This window comes from Streptomyces sp. NPDC045967, from assembly GCF_056430495.1.
On record NZ_JBWKLE010000001.1, the window covers coordinates 592,465 to 616,065 of the forward strand.

General features: G+C 73.3%; 19 protein-coding genes. 11 read left to right on the forward strand and 8 right to left on the reverse strand.

Annotation, left to right across the window (positions count from 1 at the left end):
* Positions 1 to 15: 15 nt before the first annotated feature.
* From AC07FY_RS02880 to AC07FY_RS02895, 4 genes are all read right to left on the reverse strand, one after another.
* A complete protein-coding gene (locus tag AC07FY_RS02880; RefSeq protein ID WP_478999453.1) occupies positions 16 to 642 on the reverse strand; it encodes a DUF4126 domain-containing protein in 627 nt (208 codons plus the stop codon).
* A gap of 88 nt (positions 643 to 730) precedes the next feature.
* Complete coding sequence (locus tag AC07FY_RS02885) at positions 731 to 1,132, reverse strand: DUF3040 domain-containing protein (RefSeq protein WP_478999455.1); 402 nt, start codon at positions 1,130 to 1,132, stop codon at positions 731 to 733.
* 300 nt (positions 1,133 to 1,432) lie between these two features.
* Positions 1,433 to 2,191 carry a methyltransferase gene (locus AC07FY_RS02890; RefSeq protein ID WP_478999457.1) on the reverse strand — a complete coding sequence of 253 codons (759 nt, stop codon included), beginning with the start codon at positions 2,189 to 2,191 and terminating at the stop codon, positions 1,433 to 1,435.
* Between the two features lie 118 nt (positions 2,192 to 2,309).
* A complete protein-coding gene (locus AC07FY_RS02895) occupies positions 2,310 to 2,792 on the reverse strand; it encodes an SAV_6107 family HEPN domain-containing protein (RefSeq protein ID WP_478999459.1) in 483 nt (160 codons plus the stop codon).
* Positions 2,793 to 2,964: 172 nt separating this feature from the next.
* On the opposite strand from AC07FY_RS02895, the gene AC07FY_RS02900 reads away from it, so the two are divergent.
* From AC07FY_RS02900 to AC07FY_RS02910, 3 genes are read left to right on the forward strand one after another with little or no spacing between them, the layout of a single operon-like run.
* Positions 2,965 to 3,891, forward strand: a complete 927-nt coding sequence (locus AC07FY_RS02900) for an ATP-binding cassette domain-containing protein (protein ID WP_478999461.1) — start codon at positions 2,965 to 2,967, stop codon at positions 3,889 to 3,891.
* Positions 3,863 to 5,950: a YhgE/Pip family protein gene (locus tag AC07FY_RS02905; RefSeq protein WP_478999463.1), complete on the forward strand. Its 2,088-nt coding sequence runs from the start codon at positions 3,863 to 3,865 to the stop codon at positions 5,948 to 5,950. Before AC07FY_RS02900 ends, AC07FY_RS02905 begins: the two co-directional genes overlap by 29 nt.
* A 29-nt stretch (positions 5,951 to 5,979) precedes the next feature.
* On the forward strand, positions 5,980 to 6,606 hold the full coding sequence (locus tag AC07FY_RS02910; protein WP_478999464.1) for a TetR/AcrR family transcriptional regulator: 627 nt from the start codon (positions 5,980 to 5,982) through the stop codon (positions 6,604 to 6,606).
* A 389-nt stretch (positions 6,607 to 6,995) separates the two neighbouring features.
* Here AC07FY_RS02910 and AC07FY_RS02915 read toward each other — a convergent pair whose 3' ends face one another.
* The 4 genes from AC07FY_RS02915 to AC07FY_RS02930 all read right to left on the reverse strand — a co-directional run bounded on the left by AC07FY_RS02915 (position 6,996) and on the right by AC07FY_RS02930 (position 12,537).
* Positions 6,996 to 9,413 carry a transglutaminase TgpA family protein gene (locus AC07FY_RS02915; protein WP_478999465.1) on the reverse strand — a complete coding sequence of 806 codons (2,418 nt, stop codon included), beginning with the start codon at positions 9,411 to 9,413 and terminating at the stop codon, positions 6,996 to 6,998.
* Entirely contained in the window at positions 9,410 to 10,777 is a 1,368-nt protein-coding gene (locus AC07FY_RS02920; RefSeq protein ID WP_478999467.1) for a DUF58 domain-containing protein, read from the reverse strand. The genes AC07FY_RS02915 and AC07FY_RS02920 overlap by 4 nt, the downstream gene beginning before the upstream one ends.
* A complete protein-coding gene (locus AC07FY_RS02925) occupies positions 10,777 to 11,787 on the reverse strand; it encodes an AAA family ATPase (protein ID WP_478999469.1) in 1,011 nt (336 codons plus the stop codon). The genes AC07FY_RS02920 and AC07FY_RS02925 overlap by 1 nt, the downstream gene beginning before the upstream one ends.
* A 135-nt stretch (positions 11,788 to 11,922) precedes the next feature.
* A complete protein-coding gene (locus AC07FY_RS02930) occupies positions 11,923 to 12,537 on the reverse strand; it encodes a beta-class carbonic anhydrase (RefSeq protein ID WP_478999471.1) in 615 nt (204 codons plus the stop codon).
* A 278-nt stretch (positions 12,538 to 12,815) separates the two neighbouring features.
* Here AC07FY_RS02930 and rsmH point away from each other — a divergent pair, with 278 nt between their 5' ends.
* The 8 genes from rsmH (at position 12,816) to ftsW (ending at position 23,599) form a co-directional block, all read left to right on the forward strand.
* Positions 12,816 to 13,745 (forward strand): 16S rRNA (cytosine(1402)-N(4))-methyltransferase RsmH, encoded by a 930-nt coding sequence (gene rsmH, locus AC07FY_RS02935; protein ID WP_478999889.1) that lies wholly within the window; start codon positions 12,816 to 12,818, stop codon positions 13,743 to 13,745.
* Between the two features lie 92 nt (positions 13,746 to 13,837).
* A complete protein-coding gene (gene ftsL / locus AC07FY_RS02940; RefSeq protein ID WP_478999892.1) occupies positions 13,838 to 14,245 on the forward strand; it encodes a cell division protein FtsL in 408 nt (135 codons plus the stop codon).
* 237 nt (positions 14,246 to 14,482) lie between these two features.
* Positions 14,483 to 16,516, forward strand: coding sequence for a peptidoglycan D,D-transpeptidase FtsI family protein (locus AC07FY_RS02945; RefSeq protein ID WP_478999473.1), 2,034 nt, complete (start codon positions 14,483 to 14,485; stop codon positions 16,514 to 16,516).
* 45 nt (positions 16,517 to 16,561) lie between these two features.
* Positions 16,562 to 18,256: a UDP-N-acetylmuramoyl-L-alanyl-D-glutamate--2,6-diaminopimelate ligase gene (locus AC07FY_RS02950; RefSeq protein ID WP_478999475.1), complete on the forward strand. Its 1,695-nt coding sequence runs from the start codon at positions 16,562 to 16,564 to the stop codon at positions 18,254 to 18,256.
* Entirely contained in the window at positions 18,253 to 19,677 is a 1,425-nt protein-coding gene (locus AC07FY_RS02955) for a UDP-N-acetylmuramoyl-tripeptide--D-alanyl-D-alanine ligase (protein ID WP_478999477.1), read from the forward strand. The genes AC07FY_RS02950 and AC07FY_RS02955 overlap by 4 nt, the downstream gene beginning before the upstream one ends.
* The gene (gene mraY, locus AC07FY_RS02960; protein ID WP_478999478.1) at positions 19,674 to 20,744 is read left to right on the forward strand and encodes a phospho-N-acetylmuramoyl-pentapeptide-transferase; all 1,071 of its coding nucleotides are present in this window, start codon (positions 19,674 to 19,676) and stop codon (positions 20,742 to 20,744) included. The genes AC07FY_RS02955 and mraY overlap by 4 nt, the downstream gene beginning before the upstream one ends.
* Positions 20,726 to 22,171, forward strand: coding sequence for a UDP-N-acetylmuramoyl-L-alanine--D-glutamate ligase (gene murD, locus AC07FY_RS02965; RefSeq protein WP_478999480.1), 1,446 nt, complete (start codon positions 20,726 to 20,728; stop codon positions 22,169 to 22,171). The genes mraY and murD overlap by 19 nt, the downstream gene beginning before the upstream one ends.
* Positions 22,172 to 22,237: 66 nt before the next feature.
* Positions 22,238 to 23,599: a putative lipid II flippase FtsW gene (gene ftsW / locus AC07FY_RS02970; RefSeq protein WP_478999482.1), complete on the forward strand. Its 1,362-nt coding sequence runs from the start codon at positions 22,238 to 22,240 to the stop codon at positions 23,597 to 23,599.
* Positions 23,600 to 23,601 lie beyond the last annotated feature (2 nt).

The window sequence follows — 23,601 nt, forward strand, 5'->3', positions numbered from 1 at the left end:
GCCTATCGAGGGAGGTCAGTGAGGTGGCGAGGTGGTGTGCGCGCGGGCTTCGGCGGCCAGCCGCTCCTCCTCCCGGCGCTGGGCGCGGCGGCGCCGGAAGCGACGGATCCGGCTCCAGAGGAAGACCAGCAGGGCCAGCCCGGCGGCCAGCAGGACGGCCGCGATGACGGCGGCGGCCTGGGGGTTGAACATCGCGAAGGTGACCAGACCCGCGACGCCGAGGTCCTCGGCGACGCTCATGGCGACGTTGCTGAACGGCTCGGGCGAGGTGTTGATCGCCATGCGGGTGCCGGCCTTGACGAAGTGGCTGAGCAGGGCGGTGGAACCGCCCACCGCCCCGGCGGCGAGGTCCGGGAGGGAGCCACTCTGGCCGGCCAGCAGCGCGCCCACCACGGCGCCGGCCACCGGCCGGATCACGGTGTGGACCGAGTCCCAGACCGAGTCCACGTACGGGACCTTGTCGGCGACGGCTTCGCACACGAACAGCACACCCGCGACGATCAGCACGTCGGGGCGTTGCAGCGATGCCGGGACCTGGTCGGTCAGGCCGGTCGCGCCGAAGAGGCCGAGCAGGAGGACCACGGCGTAGGCGTTGATCCCGCTGGCCCAGCCGCTGGTGAAGACCAGGGGGAGCACACTCACGCCCCCATCATGCCGCAGCGCCGCGGCGGGGAGCAGCGAGGGGACGGAAGCCGGCGGGCTTCCGTCCCCTCACTCACGTCGTCGGGGGCTACTGCCCCTGTTCGTCCCGGCGGCGCTGCCACCGTTCCTCGATGCGGGTCATCATCGACCGACGCTGCCGGTTCCGGCCACGGGCCGAACCGCCTGCACTTCCGGAGACGGGCTGCTCGCCGGGCTTGGGGGCCTTGCGCCAACCGGTGACCACGAGGACCGTGCAGCCCAGCATGACGAGGAACCCCACCACACTGACCCAGAGCACGTCCTGCCAGATCACACCGGCCATGAGGAGCGCGATACCCACCACAATGCCTGCGACTGCCTGGTAGACCCGTCGCCGGGTGTACGTGCGCAGCCCGCTTCCCTCAAGCGCTGTCGCGAACTTGGGATCTTCGGCGTACAGCGCTCGCTCCATCTGCTCGAGCATGCGCTGCTCGTGCTCCGAGAGCGGCACGGGAGTCCTCCTCATCCGTCGGTCGCGGGGGTGGCGACCAGGGGTCCCCTTCAGGATAGGCGGGGAATCGCCCCCGTGATACCCGCCCTCTACGCCACGTTCTCGAATGGATCGCGAATGGATACCGAATGGATCAGTCGTGGATCCGGTCGAAAACGATCAGTGCCGCCGCGGGGGCGGCCACTGAGGCGCTTATTCCCCAATGGCACGTCCACCATGCCGGTCACTGGTCCCGATCATACGGGGCCGAGGGCGGGTTCGGAGGGTCAGTGGCCGACTCCGTCCCCCGAAGATCGCAGATCAGGCCCGCTTCTCGCCCAGCACGTGCAACTGCGTGGCGACCGCGTGGAAGGCGGGCAGCTCGGCGGCGGCCTCTTCCAGGCGGAGCAGTGCCTCCACGGCGCCCGGCTCGGTGTCCACCAGGACCCCCGGGACGAGGTCGGCGAAGATCCGCACGCCGTGCACCGCGCCGACCTCCAGGCCGGCTCCGCCGACCAGCTCGGTGAGCGTCTCGGCGGTGAAGCGGCGGGGCACCGGATCGCCGGAGCCCCAGCGGCCGGCCGGGTCGGCGAGGGCGGTACGGGCCTCCGTGAAGTGTCCGGCCAGGGCGCGCGCGAGCACGGCGCCGCCGAGCCCGGCGGCCAGCAGGCTGAGCGTGCCGCCGGAGCGCAGGGCCGCCACCGCGTTGGCCACGCCCTCGGCCGGCTCGTCCACGTACTCCAGCACGCCGTGGCAGAGCACGACGTCGTAGGCGTCCCGCTCGACGACGTCCAGCAGGCCCTGGGCGTCGCCCTGGACGCCGCGGACGAGGTCGGCGACACCGGCTTCGGCCACCCGGCGCTCCAGCCCGAACAGGGCGTTGGGGCTGGGGTCGACCACGGTGACGCGGTGGCCCAGGCGGGCCACCGGTACGGCGAACTTGCCGGTGCCGCCGCCGGTGTCGAGCACGTCGAGGACATCCCGGCCGGTCGCCTTCACGCGGCGGTCGAGCGCCTCCTTGAGGACCTCCCACACCACGGCGGTGCGGAGGGAGGCACGGGGGCGGGAAGTGTCCGACACGGCTGATGGCTCCTCGGCGCGGTAGGCAGGGGCGGGCGGTCAGTGCCCCGCCCCGCCCCACCTTATTGCCTTCCGCGCCCTGGGCCCGTCTTTCGGGCCGGGCCGGTTCCCCGGCAGCTCATCCGGCCTCCGGCCGTTCCGGACGGGGTTGCGGCAGGGGCTGCTGCGGCGGCCGGACGGCGAGCATGCGCTCCACCAGGCGCAGGAACATGGAGACCGCACGCACCAGGTCGTCCGCGTCCCGGTCGCCGGCCGCCTCGGCTATGCCCGCCTCGGCCCGGGCCCGGCGGGCGGCGCCGGAGGCGAAGAGAGCGCTCCACTCGGCCAGCTCCGGCGCTATCTCCGGCAGCACCTCCCAGGCGCTGCGGATCCTCGGCCGCCGACGCGGGCCGACCGCTTCGGGCCGGCCCCGGGCGGCGAGCACGGCGGCGGCGGTGCGCAGCGCCGCCAGGTGGGCGGTGGCGTAGCGCTCGTGGGGACGGGACAGCCGGGCGGCCTCGGCCAGGCCGGCGTGGGCCTTGTCGAGCAGGTCGAGGGCGGCCGGCGGAGCCGCCGACCTCCGCAGGACGGGGTGGACAGGGGACGGGGACGGTGTGGCCATGACGAACCTCCTGTCGATGCGTTGCCTCCATCGTGACGACCCCCACTGACAATCGCTCTGACCTGGGGATGCGCGGGGTCTGCGGCTGCAACTGGCCCCCGGGGCGCGCCTGGTGCGGGGAAAGCTGGTAGTTTTTGAACTGACCGGTCAGTTCAAAAAGAAGGGGGACGGTGTGGACAGCCCGCACGGCGCGGCCGTCAGGGCCGAGGACTTCGGACTCAAGGGGCCGCGCGGCTGGGCCTTCCGGGGCGTCGGCATCGACGCGGCGCCCGGCTCGCTGATCGCGATCGAAGGCCCGTCCGGCAGCGGCCGCACATGTCTGCTCCTGGCCCTCACCGGACGGATGAAACCCACCGAGGGGCACGCAGAGGTGGGCCGGCACCGGCTGCCGAAGAGGATGACCGCGGTCCGCCGGATCGCCGCGCTCGGACCGGTCAGCGGGGTCAACGAACTCGACCAGGCCCTCACCGTCGCCGAGCAGTTGCGCGAAGGCGCCCTGCTCCAGCGCCGCTACGAGGCCCCGGTCCGCGCCCTGCTGCGCCGCCGGGGCGAACGCCGCGCGAGCAGCAGGGCCCGGATCGAGGCCGCCCTCGACGCGGCGGGACTGGACCTCGCGACCCTGCCCAAGGGGCCGCGCACCTCGGTACGGGACCTGGAACGCCTGGAGGCCGTGCGGCTGTCCGTGGCCATCGCGCTGCTGGGCTCGCCCCGGCTGCTGGCCCTGGACGACCTCGACATGAAGCTCTCGGACGCCGAACGCGTCGAGGCGTGGGCCCTGCTCCGCTCGATCGCCGCCGCCGGGACCACCGTCCTCGCCGTGTGCAGCGAGGCCCCCGGCGACGCGCTCGTGCTGCGGACCTGCCCGGCGGAACCGGCCGGCGGGGACGGTCCGCGGGACGACGAGCCAGCGTCCGACGAGAGCACCGACGCCCGGACCGCGCCGGACGAACCCGCGCCCGACCGGGCCGACGAACCCGCGCCCGACCGGGCCGACGAGCCCGCGCCCGACCAGACCGACGAGCCCGCGCACGACCAGACCGCGCACGACGACGACACGAAGGGGGCGGGCGATGCGCTCACCGAAGCTGGCCGCGCTTGAGCTGAAGCGGTTCGGGCGGGGGAAGCTGCCCCGGGCCGCCCTCGTCGCCCTGCTCCTGCTCCCGCTGCTCTACGGAGCGCTGTACCTCTGGTCCTTCTGGGACCCGTACGGCCGCCTCGACAAGGTCCCCGTCGCCCTCGTCAACTCCGACCGCGGCGCCACCGTCGACGGAAAGCACCTGGACGCCGGCGGCGAGATCACCAGGAAGCTCCACGACAGCAGGACCTTCGAGTGGCACGAGGTCAGCGAGCGCGAGGCCGCCGAGGGCCTGGAGGACGGGACGTACTACCTGTCCCTCACCATGCCCGCCGACTTCAGCGAGAAGATCGCCTCCAGCTCGGGCGAGGACCCCGCCACCGGAGCCCTCCAGGTCCGCACCAACGACGCCAACAACTACATCGTCGGCTCGATCTCGCGGACGGTCTTCTCCGAGGTCCGCTCGGCGGCGTCCACCAACGCCTCGCGCGGCTTCCTCGACAAGATCTTCGTCAACTTCTCCGACCTGCACGACAAGACCGCCGAGGCCGCCGACGGCGCCGACCGGCTCAAGGACGGAGCGGGCAAGGCCCAGGAGGGCGCCAAGGAGCTCGCCGACGGTCTCGACACGGCCAAGGAGAAGAGCGGCGAACTGACGGGCGGCCTGCGCAAGCTCAACTCGGGCGCCGGCAAGCTGGAGAGCGGCTCCAAGGACGTCGCGGCCGGAACCAAGAAGCTCGCCGACAAGGTCAACGGCGCCGCCGACAAGGCACGCCCCTTCGTCCGGGACCCCAAGAACCTGGCGGACACCGCCGAGCTGGTCGCCGACACCGCCAAGGTGGTCAAGAACCACCTCGACACCTTCGCCGACAAGGCCCCGGCCGCCGCCTCCGCCGCCCAGAAGGCGTCCCGGGGCGCGGACGCCTACTACACCGAGCACTGCGTCACCCCCGGCAAGGAGCCGCACCTGGCCTCCTGCCCCGACCTGAAGAAGATCAAGGACGACGCCGCCGAGGCCGCCGAACTCACCGGTGACGTCAGCACCCTGGTCAAGAACGCGAACGGCGACGTCGCCAAGCTCCGCACCCAGCTGACCGACCTGGAGAAGAAGGCCCGCCTCCTGGTCGACAAGGCCCCCGGCCTCTCCGCCGACCTGGAAGCCGCCGTGGCCCAGGTCAACGCGCTCAACAACGGCGCCCAGCAGGTCGCCTCCGGCATGGCCGAGCTGCACCGCGGCATCGGCACCGCCACCACCGGCTCCGGCGCGCTCGGCGAGGGCGTGGGCAAGCTCGGCGACGGCGCGGACACCCTGAACGGCGGCATGTACAAGCTGGTCGACGGCAGCGGCGAGCTGGCCGGCGGCCTGCACCAGGGCGTCGGCAAGATCCCGGACTACGACCAGCAGCAGCGCGACGCCCGCACCGAGGTCATGGCCGACCCGGTCCGCCTCGCCAACCAGTCCCTGCACAAGGCGCCGAACTACGGCACCGGCTTCGCCCCGTACTTCATCCCGCTCTCCCTGTGGGTCGGCGCGATGGTCGCCTACATGCTCATCGCCCCGCTCAACCGGCGGGCCCTGGCGGCCGGCGCCTCGCCCTGGCGGATCGCGCTGGCCGGCTGGCTGCCCGTGGCGGGCCTCGGCGCCGCGCAGGTGAGCCTGCTCATGGCCGTGCTCCACTGGGGCCTCGGCCTGGAGATGGCCCGGCCGGCCCTCACCATCGGCTTCCTGATGCTGGTCACCGGTTGCTTCGCGGCGATCGTCCAGTGGCTGAACGCCAAGTTCGGCGCCGCCGGGCGGATCCTGGTGCTCGCCGTGCTGATGCTCCAGCTGACCTCGGCGGGCGGTACGTACCCCGTTCAGACCAGCCCCGGCTTCTTCAACGCGATCCACCCCTACCTGCCGATGTCGTACGTGGTCGACGGCCTGCGCCGGCTCATCACGGGCGGCGACCTCGCCCCCGTGTGGCAGGGTGGCGCGGTGCTGGTGGCCTTCACGGTGGGCGCCCTGGCCCTCACCGCGCTGGCCGCCCGCGGCAAGCAGGTGTGGACCATGGACCGGCTGCACCCCGAACTGAGCCTCTGAGGAGGCGGTGACCTGTGAGAATCAGCGCCATGGAAAGCAGCAGCACCTCCGCCGCGGTGGGCGGCCGGCGGCAGGCCACCCGCCAGAAGCTCTACGAAGCGGCCGTCACCCTGATCGCCGAGCAGGGCTTCTCCGCGACCACGGTCGAGGAGATCGCGGAGCGGGCGGGCGTGGCCAAGGGCACCGTCTACTACAACTTCGCGAGCAAGAACGACCTCTTCGAGGAGCTGCTGCGGCACGGGGTCGGGCTGTTGACCGTCTCCCTGCGGACGGCCGCGGAGGAGACGGAGGCGCGGGGCGGCAGCCGCGTCGAGGCACTGGACGCGATGATCCGGGCCGGCCTGGTCTTCATCGACCGCTATCCGGCCTTCACCCAGCTGTACGTCGCCGAGCTGTGGCGCACGAACCGCACCTGGCAGTCCACGCTGATGGTGGTCCGGCGGGAAGCGGTCGCGGTGGTGGAGACGGTCCTGCGGGAGGGCGTCGAGCGGGGTGAGCTGAGCGCGGAGATCGACGTGCCGCTGACCGCGGCCGCCATGGTCGGCATGGTGCTGGTGGCCGCGCTGGACTGGCAGTCCTTCCAGAGCGAGCGGTCGCTCGACGACGTGCACTCGGCCCTGTCGCTGCTCCTGCGGGGGCGGGTCAGCGGTCACTGACCCCCGGTCGGCGGTGCCGCGGGGCCGGCGGAGCCCGTACAACTGGTGGGGCCGCCGTCGGCCGCCGCCGGCGCGTGGCCGCGGCGGCTGAGTATCCGTACCCAGTACGGACATGAGTACCCGCGCGGATGGGGCCCCGCCTGCGGGGACGCCAGACTGGGGGCCAACGGACAGGAGGCCCGGTCCGCACCGCAGACACGGGGCTGCGGAGCGGACCGGGTACCTCCTCCGTGACGCGGTACGCGGACGCGGCGGGGCGGGGGGATCGAGCCTTGCCGCGTCCGCTGCCCGGGGCGGGTGGGGGTTACCGATCGGGGCTCCTCCCCGGGCCCCGCGCCTCCAACACCGGCGGGGCCGTCGGGGGGCGCCGCCGCCCGGTGGGGGTGGGGTCAGGAGCGGCCGCGGGGGTGGAGGTGGAGGCGGAGGCGGGCCAGGGGAGGGGTGGCGCGGGCGAGCACGGTGGTCCAGCGCCGGGAGGCCGACCAGGCGAGCCGGGTCGCCGAGCGCGGCAGCAGCAGGGCGCGGAGGCGGGCCCGGCGGCCGACGCCCGCCAGCAGCCCCGCGCGCGCCAGCAGGACGTCGTCCGCCAGCCCCGCATACGGCGCCGCCGCACCCGGCGGCGCGTACAGGGCACGCTCCAGGGCGCCCGCGACCCGGTGCACCGCGCCCGCGGCCTGCGCGTCCAGCCGGCCCAGCTCCACCATCCGTGCGGCCGCCCGCCGGGGCGACAGGGCTTCGTCCGGCCGGATCCCCACGTCCCACGCCGCGTCGTCCAGCTCCCGCCACGCCGCCGGCACCTGCCCGGTGCCCAGCCGGCGGGAGCGGACCCGGCCGCGCCACAGCAGCGGCAGCAGCGGCAGACCCACCACCGCCACCACCAGGCCGGCCCAGCCGAGGACCGCCGACACCGACGACCCGCCCCCGCCCGCCGCGCTCGGCTTCGCCGCCGCGGCGCCGCATTCGCCGAGCCTCTTCAGCTCCGGCGGGCACGCGTCCGCCTGCGACGGTGCGGCCGACGGCTGCGCCGCCCCCTGCGAGGGCAGCGCCGCGGGCGCCGACGGCTGGGCCGCCGGAGCCTGCGCCCGGGAGTAGTCGGGCACGTTGATGCCGGCCCGCGGTGTCGGCTCGAAGCGGGTCCAGCCCACGCCCTCGAAGTACAGCTCCGGCCAGGCGTGCGCGTCCCGCATCGACACGTTGACGTTGCCGTCGGGCTGCTTCTCGCCCGGGGTGAAGCCCACCGCCACCCGCGCCGGGATGCCCAGCGAGCGGGACATCGCCGCCATCGAGAAGGCGAAGTGGACGCAGAAGCCCTCCTTGTCCGCGAGGAAGCGCGCCACCGCCTGCGGACCGGTGCCGGAGGCCGTCTTGGTGTTGTAGCGGAACCCGCCGTTCACGGCGAAGTAGTCCTGGAGCTTCACCGCCCGCGTGTAGTCGTCCTTGGCGCCCCGCGTGACCTGGCGCGCCGTGTCGGTGACCACCGGCGGCAGGTTGTCCGGCAGTTTCGTGTACTCGGCCCGGACCACCGGGTCCGGCTCCGGCGCCGTCCGCAGCTGCTGCGCGGTCGGATTCAGCAGCAGGCTGCGCACGGAGTACTGGGCGCCCTGCACGGTCTGGAACCGGTCCTTGCCCAGCTGGTCGCCGACGAGCGTCCGCCCGGCCGGCTCGAAGCGCCACTTCCCCGTGATCTCCACCGAGGTCGCCGGATACGGCATGGGCAGGTAGCGCTGGGTGTAGGTGCCCGCCGCCGACACGTTGGTCTGCACCTCGGCCGCGCCCTGGCGGACGTCCCCGCTGAGGCCCGGCGGATTCGGCAGCCGCTCCGGGACGTCGGTCAGCGCCCGCCCGGAGGCCTCCCACTTGGTCCCGTTGAACTCGTCCAGCGCCAGGATCCGCAGGTACTGCTCGCCCTGCCGGGGGTTGTCCGTCTGGTACTTGAGCACGACCCGGTTGTCGGCCGCGTTCAGGTTGCTCTGCAGGGAGACCAGCGGGTTCACCGCCGAGATCGTTCCGCCCGTCCCGCCGTCCGACGCCTCCCCCTCGCCCGGACCGCCCATCAGCCCGCCGCCGAGCGAGGGCAGCGCCGCCGGCACCGCCAGCGCCAGGCCCAGGGCGACCGCGCCGATCCGCCGGCCCGTCCGCACGGGCGCGGTGAGCCGGCCCTCCCGGCCGCCGTCGAGGCCGGAGGAGGACGAGACCCGCTCGCGCGGGGCCGCGCCGAAGACCCGGCCCCACTGCGCCAGCCGGTCCCGGCTCTCCGCCAGCAGCATCATCAGGTAGCCGCAGCCCGCCAGCAGGAAGGAGAACCAGGGGGCCTCGCCGCCGCCGGACAGGCCCGCGGCGACCGAGTACAGCGCGAGCAGCGGCAGTCCGGCCGCGGCGGCCGTCCGCAGGGTCACCGCGAGGGTGTCCACCAGCAGCCCGATCAGCAGCACCCCGGACACCAGCAGCAGCCGGATGCCGTCCGTCAGCGGGGCGGGGATCGCGAACTCGCTCACGTCCATCGCCCCGCGCTGGTAGAGCGCCCCGAAGTCCGTCACCAGGTAGGCCAGCGGCCCACTCCCGGTGGACTCGCCCTTGCCCGCGAAGAGGACGGCGAGGATCAGCAGGGACACCAGCAATTGGGCCGCGACCGTCAGCGACCGGGCCAGCGGCACGCGCCGGGCGCCGGCCCCCACCGCGCTCTGCACGGCGAGCAGCAGCGCCGCCTGGAGCAGCCAGCCCGCCGATTCGACCAGGGGGACCAGCGACCACGCGGTGAGCAGGGTCGCCAGCGCCGCGAACAGCGTCACTCTCGCGCGCCCGCTCATACCCGGCCTCCAGAGTCTGTCGTACCGAACGCCGTGCTCCCCGCACGCCGCCACAGCTCGCCGAAGGCGGCGCCCGGCGGGACGGCGAGTGCTGTCCACCCCGCGTCGCGCAGCCGGTGCAGCCGCTGTTCCACCGAGGGCAGGTCCTGGTCCCGCGCCGGCTGCCCGGCCCAGGTCGCGGAGTCCAGCACGAAGGCCACCGCGCCCCCGGTGCGCTGGCGCATCTTGGCCGCCAGATCCGTCTGTACGTCGTCCAGGTCTCCGAAGAAGGCGATGAGGAGCCCGTCCCCGCCGGCTTCGCCGAATCCGCCGCCGCCGGCCCGCACGGCGTCGTAGGCCCGGGTCAGTCCGGCGCCGTCCGAGTGCCCGACGACCGCGAGGGTGTCCAGCATCAACCCGGCGGCCTCCGCGGAGTCGTGCCCGCCGGCGGAGAAGCCGCCGCCGCCCGGACCGGGCACGCCGTCCCCGGTGTCGGTGAGCAGCCGAACCGCGTAGCCCTGCTCCAGCAGGTGGACCAGGCCGGAGGCGGCCGCGGAGACGGCCCACTCGAAGGCGGAGTCCGGTCCGGCGCCCTCGAAGGCGATGTCGCGGGTGTCCAGCAGGACCGTCGCCCGGCTGCGCTGCGGCTGCTCCTCGCGGCGGACCATCAGCTCGCCGTAGCGGGCGGTGGAGCGCCAGTGCACCCGGCGCAGGTCGTCGCCGCGCCGGTAGCCGCGCGGGATCACGTCGTCCTCGCCGGCCAGGGCCAGGGAGCGGCGCGATCCGTCGCCGTAGCCCGAGGACTCGCCGGACAGGCGCACCGGCGGCAGCGGCTCGGTGCGCGGGATGACGGTGAGGGTGTCGAAGGTGCTGAACGAGCGGGTCAGCTCGACCAGTCCGAAGGGGTCGGCCAGCCGCAGCTGGAGCGGGCCCAGCGGGTAGCGGCCGCGCAGGTCGGAGCGGACGCGGTAGGACACCTCGCGGCGGCCGCCGGGCTCGACCCGGTCCAGGACGAACCGCGGCCGCGGCCCGAGGACGTAGGGGACCCGGTCCTGGAGCATCAGCAGGCCGGTGGGGAGCCGGGAGGTGTTGTCCATGCGCAGCTGCACCCGGGCCTCGGCCCCCGCGGGGACCCGTGCGGGGGTGAGCCGGCGGCTGCCGGAGACGCGGTGGCGGGTGCGGTGCAGGGCGAAGACGCACAGCAGCGGCAGCAGGGTGAGCAGGAGCCCGACACGCAGCAGGGCGCCCTGGCCGAGGACGTACGCGCACACGGCCGCGGCGACCCCGGCGGCGAGGAAGGAGCGGCCGCGGGTGGTCAGGCCGGAGAGCGACGCGCGCAGCCCGCCACCCCGACCGCCGGCGCCGCGCGGGGCACCGGCGCCCATCAGAAGCCCCGGATGCCGGCGCCGGGCGGCGTCTCGCCGCGGGGGTGCGAGGCCGGGACGGGGGTGCGCTGGAGGATCTCCCCGACGACCTGCTCGGCGGTGCGCCGGTTCAGCTGGGCCTGGGCGGTGGGCAGCAGCCGGTGCGCGAGCACCGGCGCCGCCAGCACCTGCACGTCGTCGGGCAGCACGTAGTCCCGGCCGGCGAGCGCGGCGGAGGCCTTCACGGCGCGCAGCAGGTGCAGGGTGGCCCGGGGCGAGGCGCCCAGGCGCAGGTCGGGGTGGCTGCGGGTGGCCGAGACGAGGTCGACGACGTAGCGCCGGACCGGCTCGGCCACGTACACCTCGCGGACGGCCTCGATGAGCTTGACGATCTCGTGCGCGTGCGCGACCGCCGTGAGGTCGTCGAGCGGGGAGAGCCCGCCGTGCACGTCGAGCATCTGCAGTTCGGCCTCGGGACTGGGGTAGCCGACGGAGACGCGCGCCATGAAGCGGTCGCGCTGCGCCTCGGGCAGCGGGTAGGTGCCCTCCATCTCCACCGGGTTCTGGGTGGCGACGACCATGAAGGGGCTCGGCAGCGCGTAGGTGGTGCCGTCGATGGTGACCTGGCGCTCCTCCATCGACTCCAGCAGCGCCGACTGGGTCTTCGGCGAGGCGCGGTTGATCTCGTCGCCGATGACGATCTGCGCGAAGATCGCGCCCGGCTTGAACTCGAACTCGCGGCGCTGCTGGTCGTAGATGCTGACGCCGGTGATGTCGGAGGGCAGCAGGTCGGGGGTGAACTGGATGCGCTGCACCGAGCAGTCGATGGACTTGGCGAGGGTCTTGGCGAGCATCGTCTTGCCGACGCCGGGGACGTCCTCGATGAGCAGGTGCCCCTCGGCGAGCAGCACGGTGAGCGCGAGGCGTACGACCTCGGGCTTGCCCTCGATCACGGTCTCGACCGAGTGGCGCACCCGCTCCGCCGTGCTGGTCAGGTCCGCGAGGCTCGCTCGGTCGTCATACGTCGTCACCAGGTACTCCTCGGCCCGTTTCCAGGGCCGACGCCCTTGGCGCATGACCGGCCCACCCCACAAGGGACACCGGCCCCGGGAGGTTCCCGGGGGGTGTCTCCCCGCATTGTCGACGGCGTCGCGGCCCCGTGTCACTCAGGAGCTGGGATCGATCTCCCGCAGGAGGCCGGTGTGCACATCGAAGACGAAGCCTCGCACATCGTCCTTGTGGGGCAGGAAGGGGTTCGTCCGGACCCGCTGCATGGACTGGCGCACGTCCTGGTCCACGTCGCGGAAGGCCTCCACGGCCCAGGCGGGGCGCTGGCCGACCTCGTCCTCCAGCTCGTGCCGGAAGTCCTCGGTCAGGCTTTCGAGGCCGCACCCGGTGTGGTGGATGAGTATCACCGTGCGGGTGCCCAGGGCGCGCTGGCTGATGGTGAGCGAGCGGATGGTGTCGTCGGTGACGACACCGCCCGCGTTGCGGATGGTGTGGCAGTCGCCCAGCTCCAGGCCGAGGGCGGCGTGCAGGTCGAGGCGGGCGTCCATGCACGCGACGACGGCCACCTGGAGGACCGGGCGGGCGTCCATGCCGGGATCGGTGAACTGGGCTGCGTACCGCCGGTTCGCCTCGACCAGGCGGTCGGTGACGGAATCGGCGCCTGCCGCTGCGGGCGCGGAGTCGGCAGGCAGGGGTGCGTGAGTCGTCATGGTTACGACGGTAGTGGTCACAGGCGGTACGGGCATCGAGTGAGAGTGGACAAAGAAGGTCAACAAGCCTTGTTGTGAGCTAATCCACAGGAGTGGGGAGGACGCGGCCGTCCGGGTGATTCGCGGCTTTTGACGGTTCACCCGCAGCTGCCCGCACGCCGCGCGGGGCGGTTCGTTGACCGCGGCGACCGTTGCACTAAAGTGGCGCGGACCGGCCGGAGCCCGGCCCTGACCGGCCGCCCGGCCCCTTGGTAACACTCCGCGTGCGCGGCGCGGCGGACGCCGGCCGCGCCGTTATCTGAGAGGGCGCTTTGACTAGCGAGTCCCGACACGTCCCGGTGATGCTCCAGCGGTGCCTGGACCTGTTGGCCCCGGCGCTGGAGAGGCCCGGGGCCGTCGTCGTCGACTGCACCCTCGGCCTCGGCGGCCACAGCGAGGCCCTGCTGGCCCGGTTCCCCGAGGCCCATCTGATCGGCCTCGACCGCGACAAGGAGGCCCTGCGCCTGTCCGGCGAGCGGCTCGCCCCCTTCGGTGACCGGGCCACCCTCGTCCACGCGATCTACGCCGACCTCGCCGAGGTCCTCGACGGCCTGGGCATCCGGACCGTCCAGGGCATCCTCTTCGACCTGGGCGTCTCCTCCATGCAGCTGGACGAGGCTGACCGCGGGTTCGCGTACGCCCAGGACGCGCCGCTGGACATGCGGATGGACCAGACGACCGGCATCAGCGCGGCCGAGGTGCTCAACACCTACGCGCCCGGCGAGCTCGTGCGGATCCTGCGCCAGTACGGCGAGGAGAAGCAGGCCAAGCGGATCGTGTCGGCGATCGTCCGGGAACGCGAGAAGGAGCCCTTCACCAACAGCGCCCGGCTGGTCGAGCTGATCCGGGACTCCCTGCCCCAGGCGGCCAAGCGCACCGGCGGCAACCCCGCCAAGCGGACCTTCCAGGCGCTGCGCATCGAGGTCAACGGCGAGCTGTCGGGGCTGGAGCGGGCCATCCCGGCCGCGGTGGACCGCATCGCGGTCGGCGGCAGGATCGCGGTGCTCTCCTACCACTCGCTGGAGGACCGGCTGGTGAAGCAGGTCTTCGCGGCGGGCGCGACCTCCACGGCCCCGCCGGGGCTGCCGGTCGTCCCGGAGAAGTACCAGCCGAAGCTGAAGCTGCTGACGCGCGGCGCCGAGCTGCCGACCGAGGAGGAGATCGCCGAGAACCGGCGGGCCGCCCCGGCCAGGTTCCGCGGGGTCGAACGCATCCGGGAGGCGCGGCTGTGACCAAGGGCGGGAAGGCCGCCACGCGGCTCGGCCGGGTGATCGGCGGGCGCCCCGTCCGGCCCCGCCCCCGTCCGGGCGGGCAGGCGGCCCGGATGCCGTTCGTCCTGCTGGTGGTGGCGCTGCTGGCCGGCGGGCTGATCAGCCTGCTGCTGCTGAACTCGGCGCTCAACGAGGGCTCCTTCCACTTGAGCCGGCTGAAGAAGGAGACCACCGCGGTCACGGACGAGGAGCAGGCGCTGCAGCGCGACGTGGACGCCTACTCGGCTCCGGACGCCCTGCAGCGGCGGGCCCGGGAACTGGGGCTCGTCCCCGGCGGCAGCCCGGTCTTCATCGGCCCGGACGGCACGATCACCGGCAGCGCCGCGCCGGCCGAGCCGCCCGCTCCGCCGGTGGCGCCGAGCCCGTCCGCCCCGGCTCCGGTCTCGCCTTCGGCGTCGGCCCCGGCCCCGCCCGCGGCCCAGCCTTCGCAGCAGCAGCCCACCCCCAACCCAGGTCGGTGACGTCGTGACGCGGATCCCTGCGGGGCCTTTCCCCACCGCCCCCTCCCCCCGTTCCCCGGGCTCCGCCCGGACCCGGTCCTCGATCGCCGGACGGGCCGAATCCCGGCCCCGCCGGCGTCCGAGGCGCGGGGTGCGGGGCGGAGCCCCGGGTGTTCCGGCCTCGCCGGCGTGGGAGACGCCGGGTACGGGGCGCAGCGGCCGGAAGCCCGGCGCGGCTCCGTCCGGGGCGGTGGCCGCGTGAGCCCGCAGGAGCCGCCGCGCCGGCGGCTGCCCGGACCGGCCAGGCCGCCGCGCCCCGGCGACCGGGCCCGGGCCACGGCCCGCCCGGCCTCGCGCCCGGCGACGCGGCGGCCCGCCCCGCAGCGCACGCCGCACACCATCCGCCTCGGCAGCCCCCGCCCCCGGCTGCGCCTGGTCGGCGTCGGCCTCACCTTCGTGATGCTCGCCTTCGTCGTCCGCCTGCTCCAGGTCCAGGCCGTCGACGCGCGGGCCTTCTCCGCCGAGGCGTCCAAGAACCGCTACACCAGCGCCACACTGGCCGCCGAGCGCGGGGAGATCACCGACCGCAAGGGCGTGGCCCTGGCCACCAGCGTCGACGCGTACGACATCACGGCCGACCCGAAGATGTTCACCCCGCAGGAGAGCAAGGCGCCCGACGCACCCGAGCAGGCCGCGGCCCTCCTCGCGCCCATCCTCGGCGCGGACGCCAAGGAGCTCACCGAGCGGCTGAAGACCAAGAACACCCGCTACGTGGTGCTCGCCCAGCGCCAGACCCCCCAGGTCTGGAACCAGATCAAGGACCTCAAGCGGGTCTTCGCGGAGAAGGCGCTGGCCGACAAGAAGAACAACGGCCCCGGCGCCAACGTCCTGGCCGGGGTGTTCAACGAGAACAGCAGCAAGCGCGTGTACCCGGGCGGCGACCTCGCCGCCGGGATACTGGGTTACGTCAACGCCGAGGGCAAGGGCGCCGGCGGCCTGGAGTCCTCCCTGGACAAGAAGCTCTCCGGCAAGGACGGCGAGGTCACCTACGCCCAGTCCGGCGGCCGCCGGGTGCCCACCGCCGGTTCCAGCGAGAAGCCCGCCGTGCCCGGCGAGGACATCGAACTGACCATCGACCGCGACATCCAGTGGGCGGCCCAGAGCGCCATCGCCGAGCAGGTCGAGAAGTCCGCGGCGGACCGCGGCTACGTCATCGTGCAGGACACCCGCACCGGCGAGGTCCTCGCCATGGCCAACGCCCCCGGCTTCGACCCCAACGACCTGACCCGGGCCCGCTCCGCCGCCCTGGGCAACGCCGCCCTCCAGGACGTGTACGAGCCCGGCTCCACCGCCAAGGTGATGTCCATGGCCGCCGTACTGGAGGAGAAGAAGGCCACCCCCGACACCCGCGTCGAGGTCCCCAACCGGCTGCACCGCGGCGACCGGCTGTTCAAGGACGACATCGACCACCCGACCTGGTACCTGACCCTCAACGGGGTCCTCGCCAAGTCCTCCAACATCGGCACCATCCTCGCCACCGGCCGGCTCGGCGCCACCCAGGCCGAATCCAACAAGGTCCTGCACTCCTACCTGACCAGGTTCGGCATCGGACAGCCCACCGGCCTGGACTACCCCGGCGAGTCCCGCGGCCTCCTCGCCGCGCCCGAGGACTGGTCCACCTCCCAGCAGTACACGATCCCCTTCGGCCAGGGCCTGTCCGTCAACGCCATGCAGGCGGCCTCCGTGTACTCGACCATTGCCAACGGCGGGGTGCGCATCGAACCGACCCTGGTCCGCGGCACCAAGGGCCCCGACGGCCGCTTCACCCCGGCCCCGGCGCCCGAACGCAGCCGGGTGGTCAGCCCGGAGACCGCGAAGACCCTCGCCGAGATGCTCGAGTCCGTGGTCGACGACCAGGACGGCACCGGCACCAAGGCCCGCATCCCCGGCTACCGGGTCGGCGGCAAGACGGGCACGTCCAACCGGGTGGATCCGGCCACCGGCCGCTACAAGGGCTACACCGCCTCCTTCGCCGGGTTCGCCCCCGCCGACAACCCGCGCATCACCGTCTACTGCGCCATCCAGAACCCCACCAAGGGCAGCTACTTCGGCGGCCAGATCTGCGGCCCGATCTACAAGAAGGTCATGGAGTTCGCGCTGAAGACCCTCCAGGTCGCCCCCACCGGCAGCGCCCCCGCAGGGCTCCCCGTCACCTACGAACCGGGCCCGCAGCCCGCCACGAAGCCCGCTGCGCAGCCGAGTCCGCAAGACAGTCCGCAGCCCGCCCGGTGACCCGAGCACCCGGCCGGCCCGCCAGAAACGCGTGAGGCACCATCAGTGACAACGATCACCCCGGATCCGGGGAACCAGTCGGCCGCCGGCGGCGGGGCCGGGCCCTCACTTCGCGGGGGGCCCGCCGCGCCCGGTACGCTCACCGCCGTGCCCCACGCTGATCAGCCCAGAACCGCCCAGAAAGACGCCCCGGCAGCGCCGCCGGGAGCGCCCCGGCCCCTGTCCGCCCGCCCGGTCCCGCTGGACGGGCTGGCGGCCCTGCTGGGTGTCCGAGCGCCGGCCCAGGCGCAGATCACCGGCATCACGCACGACTCCCGTGCCGTGCGCCCCGGAGACCTGTACGCGGCCCTGCCGGGAGCCCGGACGCACGGCGCGGACTTCGCCGCCCAGGCGGCCGGACTCGGCGCCGCCGCCGTGCTGACCGATCCCGCGGGCGCGGAGCGCGCCGCCGCGACCGGCCTGCCGGTCCTCACCGTCGCCGACCCGCGCGGCCGGATGGGCGAACTCGCCGCGGAGGTCTACGGCAGCCCCGGCGAGGAGCTGCTCCAGATCGGCATCACCGGCACCTCCGGCAAGACCACCACGGCGTACCTCGTCGAAGGCGGACTGCGCGGGGCCGGCCGCAGCACCGGACTGGTCGGCACCGTCGAGATGCGCATCGGCGACGAGCGCATCAAGTCCGAGCGGACCACCCCCGAGGCGACCGACCTCCAGGCCCTCTTCGCGGTCATGCGCGAACGCGGGGTCGAGGCCGTCGCCATGGAGGTCTCCAGCCACGCCCTGGTGCTCGGCCGCGTCGACGGATGCGTCTTCGACGTCGCCGTCTTCAACAACCTGAGCCCCGAACACATGGAGTTCCACTCCGACATGGAGGACTACTTCCAGGCGAAGGCGGGCCTCTTCACGCCCCGCCGCGCACGCCTGGGCGTGGTCAACCTCGACGACGAGTACGGCCGCCGCCTGGCCAAGGAGGCGACCGTCCCGGTCGTCACCTTCTCCGCCGCGGGCGACCCGGCCGCCGACTGGCGGGCCGAGGACGTCGTCTTCGGCCCGGCGGGCTCCACCCTGACCCTGCTCGGCCCCGGAGGACAGCGCGTGCGGGCCGCTGCCCCGCTGCCCGGCCCCTTCAACGTGGCCAACACGGTCGCCGCGATCGTCACCCTCGCCGCCGCCGGGATCGACCCGCAGACCGCCGCCGACGGCGTCGCCGCCGTCCCCGGGGTCCCCGGCCGCCTGGAGCGGGTGGACGCCGGCCAGCCCTACCTCGCCGTCGTGGACTACGCGCACAAGACGGACGCCGTCGAATCGGTCCTGCGCGCCCTGCGCGAGGTCACCGAGGGCTCGCTGCACATCGTCCTCGGCTGCGGCGGCGACCGCGACACCACCAAGCGCGGCCCGATGGGCGCCGCGGCCGCCCGGTACGCCGACGTGGCCGTCCTGACCTCCGACAACCCGCGCTCCGAGGACCCCCTCGCGATCCTCGCCGCGATGCTCGAGGGCGCCGTGTCCGTGCCGCCCGCCGAGCGGGGCACCGTCCTCGTCGACGCCGACCGGGCCGCGGCCATCGCCGCCGCCGTCGCGCGCGCCCGGCCCGGCGACACCGTGCTGGTGGCCGGCAAGGGCCACGAGCAGGGCCAAGACACCGCGGGCGTGGTACGCCCGTTCGACGACCGCGAGGTGCTCCGCGCGGCCATCGAGACCCAGCAGAGCAGTGCCCGACAGGCCGAGGAGAACCAGTGATCGCCCTCTCCCTCGCCGAGATCGCCGACATCACCGGCGGGCGGCCCCACGACATACCGGATCCGTCCGTGCGGGTCAGCGGTCCCGTCGTCATCGACTCCCGCCAGGTGGAGGCCGGCAGCCTGTTCGCCGCCTTCGAGGGCGAACACGTCGACGGCCACGACTACGCGGTGCGCGCCGTCGCCGCCGGAGCGGCGGCCGTCCTCGCGGCCCGGCCGGTCGGGGTACCCGCCATCGTCGTCCCCGACGTGGAGAAGGCGCTCGGCGCCCTCGCCCGGGCCGTCGTGGAGCGCCTGGGCACCGACGTGGTGGCGCTGACCGGCTCGGCCGGAAAGACCTCCACCAAGGACCTCATCGCGCAGGTGCTCCAGGCCCACGCACCCACCGTGTGGACGCCCGGCTCCCTCAACAACGAGATCGGCCTGCCGCTCACGGCGCTCAAGGCCACCGCGGAAACCCGGCACCTGGTACTGGAGATGGGGGCCCGCGGGATCGGCCACATCGCGTACCTCACCGGCCTGACCCCGCCGCGCATCGGCCTCGTCCTCAACGTCGGCACCGCCCACATCGGCGAGTTCGGCGGCCGCGAGCAGATCGCCCAGGCCAAGGGGGAACTGGTCGAGGCCCTGCCGTCCGAGGCCGAGGGCGGGATCGCCGTGCTCAACGCCGACGATCCGCTGGTGCGCGCCATGTCCGCCCGCACGAAGGCCCGCACGGTCCTCTTCGGCGAGGCCGAGGACGCCGCGGTCCGGGCCACCGACGTGCGGATGGCCCCGGGGGGACGGCCCGCCTTCACACTCCACACACCGACCGGGTGCAGCGACGTGACCTTGCGGCTGTACGGTGAGCACCACGTGTCGAACGCGCTCGCCGCGGCCGCCGTGGCCCATGTCCTGGGCATGTCCGTCGAAGAGATCGCCACCGCGCTCTCCGGGGCGGGCACCTTGTCCCGGTGGCGGATGGAGGTCACCGAGCGGGCCGACGGCGTGACGATCGTCAACGACGCCTACAACGCGAACCCGGAGTCCATGCGGGCCGCCCTGCGCGCGCTCGCCGCGATGGGGGGCGCCGCCAGGGAGAACGGCGGACGCACGTGGGCGGTGCTCGGCCCCATGGCCGAACTCGGTGACGCATCGATGGCCGAGCACGACGCGGTGGGACGGCTTGCCGTCCGGCTCAACGTGAGCAAGCTCGTCGCAGTCGGGGGCAGGGAAGCGTCCTGGCTGCAACTGGGCGCATATAACGAGGGTTCGTGGGGTGAGGAGTCGGTGCTCGTGTCCGACGCGCAGGCGGCGGTCGACCTGTTGCGCAGTGAACTGCGCCCGGGAGACGTCGTGCTGGTGAAGGCTTCCAGGTCGATCGGTCTGGAGCGGGTTGCGCTGGCGCTTCTGGAGCGCGAGGGCGAGGACGCCGACCGATGAGGCAGATCCTGTTCGCAGGCGTCATCGGCCTGTTCCTGACGCTCATCGGTACTCCGCTGTTGATCAAGTTGCTGGCCCGCAAGGGCTACGGCCAGTTCATCCGCGACGACGGCCCCCGCGGCCACGCCGGGAAGAAGGGCACGCCCACCATGGGCGGCATCTCCTTCATCCTGGCCACGCTCATCGCGTACGCCCTGACGAAGGTCATCACCGGTGAGCCGGTGAGCTTCTCGGGCCTGCTCGTGCTGTTCCTGATGGCGGGCATGGGACTGGTCGGTTATCTCGACGACTACATCAAGATCGTCAAGCGCCGCTCGCTCGGCCTGCGGGCCAAGGCGAAGATGTCCGGCCAGCTGATCGTCGGCATCGCCTTCGCGGTGCTCGCGCTCCAGTTCAAGGACTCCCGCGGGCTCGCCCCGGCCTCCACCCGGCTGTCGTTCGTCACGGACTTCGGCTGGTCGATCGGCCCGGTGCTGTTCGTGGTCTGGGCGCTGTTCATGATCCTGGCGATGTCCAACGGCGTGAACCTGACCGACGGTCTGGACGGCCTGGCCACCGGCGCCGCGGTGATGGTCTTCGGCGCCTACACCTTCATCGGCGTGTGGCAGTACCAGGAGTCCTGTGTGAACGCGCAGGACCTCACCAACCCGGGTGCCTGCTTCGAGGTGCGCGACCCGCTGGACCTCGCGGTCGTGGCCTCCGCCCTGATGGGCGCCTGCTTCGGCTTCCTGTGGTGGAACACCTCGCCGGCCAAGATCTTCATGGGTGACACCGGTTCGCTCGCCCTCGGCGGCGCGCTCGCGGGCCTGGCGATCTGCTCCCGCACGGAGTTCCTGATCGCCCTGCTCGGCGGCCTCTTCGTCCTCATCACCATGTCGGTCGTCATCCAGGTCGGCTCCTTCAAGATGACGGGCAAGCGCGTCTTCCGGATGGCACCGCTCCAACACCACTTCGAACTCAAGGGGTGGTCCGAAGTCCTTGTCGTGGTCCGCTTCTGGATCATCCAGGGCATGTGCGTGATCGTGGGTCTCGGTCTCTTCTACGCGGGATGGGCAGCCGACAAGTGACCTCCTGGCAGGGCAGGAACATCACCGTCGCCGGCCTCGGCGTGAGCGGCATCAGCGCCGCCCGCGCCCTGGCCGGCCTCGGCGCCGTCGTGACCGTCGTGGACGGGGGCGACAGCGAGGGCCACCGCGCCCGCGCCGCCGAACTGGCCGACCTGGGCGTCTCCGTACGCCTCGGTGACGCGCGGACCCTCCCCGAGGGCACCGAGCTGATCGTCACCTCGCCCGGCTGGAAGCCCGACAGCCCGCTCTTCGAGGCCGCCGCGCGGGCCGGCGTCGAGGTTGTGGGAGACGTGGAGATCGCCTGGCAGCTGCGCGGTGAGGACGCCGCTCCGTGGCTGGCGATCACCGGCACCAACGGCAAGACCACCACCACCCAGATGCTGGCCTCGATCCTGAAGGCCGCCGGCCTGCGGACCGCGGCCGTGGGCAACATCGGCACGCCCATCATCGACGTGGTCCTCGGCGAGCAGCGCTACGACGTGCTCGCCGTCGAACTCTCCAGCTACCAGCTGCACTGGGCGCCCTCGGTGCGCGCCCACTCCGCGGCGGTGCTCAACCTCGCGCCGGACCACCTCGACTGGCACGGCTCGATGGAGGCGTACGCCGCCGACAAGGGCCGCGTCTACGAGGGCAACACGGTGGCCTGCGTCTACAACGTCGCCGACCCGGCCACCGAGAAGCTCGTCGAGAACGCCGACGTGGAAGAGGGCTGCCGCGCGATCGGCTTCACCCTCGGGGCCCCCGGCCCCTCCATGCTCGGCGTCGTCGACGGCATCCTCGTCGACCGCGCCTTCGTGGAGGACCGGCAGAAGAACGCCCAGGAGCTCGCGCAGGTCGAGGACGTGACCCCGCCCGCCCCGCACAACATCGCCAACGCGCTCGCCGCGGCGGCCCTGGCCCGCGCCTTCGGAGTGGAGCCGCGCGCGGTCCGCGACGGGCTGCGCGACTTCCGCCCCGACGCCCACCGGGTGGCGCACGTCGCCGAGGTCGCCGGGGTCACCTACGTCGACGACTCCAAGGCCACCAACACGCATGCGGCGGAAGCCTCCCTGGCGGCCTTCGGGACGGTCGTGTGGATCGCCGGCGGCCTCGCCAAGGGCGCGACCTTCGACGAACTGGTCCGCACGTCCGCGAAGCGGCTGCGCGGCGCGGTGCTGCTCGGCGCCGACCGGGCGCTGATCGCCGAGGCGCTGGCGCGACACGCCCCCGAGGTCCCGGTCGTCGACCTCGAGCGGACCGACACTGGGGCGATGCTCGCGGCCGTCCGGGAAGCGGCCCGGCTCGCCGAGCCCGGCGACACGGTCCTGCTGGCGCCGGCCTGTGCCTCGATGGACATGTTCGCGAACTACAACAAGCGTGGGGACGCGTTCGCCGACGCGGTGCGCGAACTGGCCGCCGGAAGCGGTGCGGACACGGCCGGGGCGTAGGTTCCGGAACGGATCCCTCCGGCCGGTCGGCGGCTCGCCCCGTACGAGTGGAGGGGAAGATCACAGATGCCGGCCAAGCAGATGCTGCCGGGGCGGCGGCCGTCCGCCGTCCAGGCGCAGGGACGCAAACGCCCCGCGGTGAGCGTGCGGCGGCCCGCCGGGGGCGGGCCGCTGACCCGGCTGAGGCGTACCCGGGAGCGGCTGCGCAAGGCCTGGGACCGTCCGCTCACCGCGTATTACCTGATCTTCGGCAGTTCGCTGCTCATCACCGTGCTCGGCCTGGTGATGGTCTACTCGGCCTCCATGATCAAGGCGCTCCAGCTCGGCCTGGGCGACGCGTACTTCTTCAAGAAGCAGTTCCTGGCCGCCCTGATCGGCGCCGGACTGCTGCTGGCCGCCTCCCGGATGCCGGTCAAACTGCACCGGGCGCTGTCCTACCCGGTGCTCGCCGGGACGCTCTTCCTCATGGTCCTGGTCCAGGTCCCCGGGATAGGGGTCTCGATCAACGGCAACCAGAACTGGATCTCCCTCGGCGGTCCGTTCATGCTGCAGCCCAGTGAGTTCGGCAAACTGGCCCTGATCCTGTGGGGCGCCGACCTGTTGGCGCGCAAGGGCGACAAGGGCCTGCTGAGCCAGTGGAAGCACCTGCTGGTGCCGCTGGTCCCGGTGGCCTTCCTGCTCCTCGGGCTCATCATGCTGGGCGGGGACATGGGCACCGCGATGATCCTCGGCGCCATCCTGTTCGGCCTGCTCTGGCTGGCGGGTGCTCCCACCCGGCTGTTCGCCGGGGTGCTGGTCTTCGCGGGTGTGATCGTCGCACTGCTGATCAAGACGAGCCCCCACCGGATGGACCGGCTGCAGTGCCTCGGCGCGACGGACCCCGGCAAGAACGACCTCTGCTGGCAGGCCGTGCACGGGATCTACGCCCTGGCCTCGGGCGGATGGTTCGGTTCCGGTCTGGGTGCCAGTGTGGAAAAATGGGGACAACTACCCGAAGCCCACACCGACTTCATCTTCGCCATCACCGGGGAGGAACTGGGACTGGCGGGGACGCTGTCGGTGCTCGCCCTGTTCGCGGCTCTAGGCTATGCGGGTATCCGCGTGGCCGGACGCACGGAGGACTCCTTCGTACGGTTTGCCGCGGGAGGCGTGACCACCTGGATCACGGCCCAGGCCGTGATCAACATCGGTGCGGTGCTCGGCCTGCTGCCGATCGCCGGGGTCCCGCTCCCGCTGTTCTCCTACGGGGGGTCGGCCCTGCTGCCGACGATGTTCGCGGTCGGACTGCTCATCGCGTTCGCGCGTGAGGAGCCGGCGGCGCGCGCGGCGCTCGCGATGCGCCAGCCGAAGACCGGCTGGAGGCGGACCGGGATGAGATGGAAGTCGATGAGACGGCGCGTCAAGAAGCGTCCGTCCGGAGAGCGGTGAAT

What these genes read in the sequence shown, in the direction of transcription:
- murD (WP_478999480.1), top strand. Translation starts at nt 20,726, where the DNA reads ATGGGCAGCCGACAAGTGACCTCCTGGCAGGGCAGGAACATCACCGTC.
- mraY (WP_478999478.1), top strand. Translation starts at nt 19,674, where the DNA reads ATGAGGCAGATCCTGTTCGCAGGCGTCATCGGCCTGTTCCTGACGCTC.
- AC07FY_RS02920 (WP_478999467.1), bottom strand. Translation starts at nt 10,777, where the DNA reads ATGGGCGCCGGTGCCCCGCGCGGCGCCGGCGGTCGGGGTGGCGGGCTG.
- rsmH (WP_478999889.1), top strand. Translation starts at nt 12,816, where the DNA reads ATGCTCCAGCGGTGCCTGGACCTGTTGGCCCCGGCGCTGGAGAGGCCC.
- AC07FY_RS02895 (WP_478999459.1), bottom strand. Translation starts at nt 2,792, where the DNA reads ATGGCCACACCGTCCCCGTCCCCTGTCCACCCCGTCCTGCGGAGGTCG.
- ftsW (WP_478999482.1), top strand. Translation starts at nt 22,238, where the DNA reads ATGCCGGCCAAGCAGATGCTGCCGGGGCGGCGGCCGTCCGCCGTCCAG.
- AC07FY_RS02910 (WP_478999464.1), top strand. Translation starts at nt 5,980, where the DNA reads ATGGAAAGCAGCAGCACCTCCGCCGCGGTGGGCGGCCGGCGGCAGGCC.
- AC07FY_RS02905 (WP_478999463.1), top strand. Translation starts at nt 3,863, where the DNA reads ATGCGCTCACCGAAGCTGGCCGCGCTTGAGCTGAAGCGGTTCGGGCGG.
- AC07FY_RS02915 (WP_478999465.1), bottom strand. Translation starts at nt 9,413, where the DNA reads ATGAGCGGGCGCGCGAGAGTGACGCTGTTCGCGGCGCTGGCGACCCTG.
- ftsL (WP_478999892.1), top strand. Translation starts at nt 13,838, where the DNA reads ATGCCGTTCGTCCTGCTGGTGGTGGCGCTGCTGGCCGGCGGGCTGATC.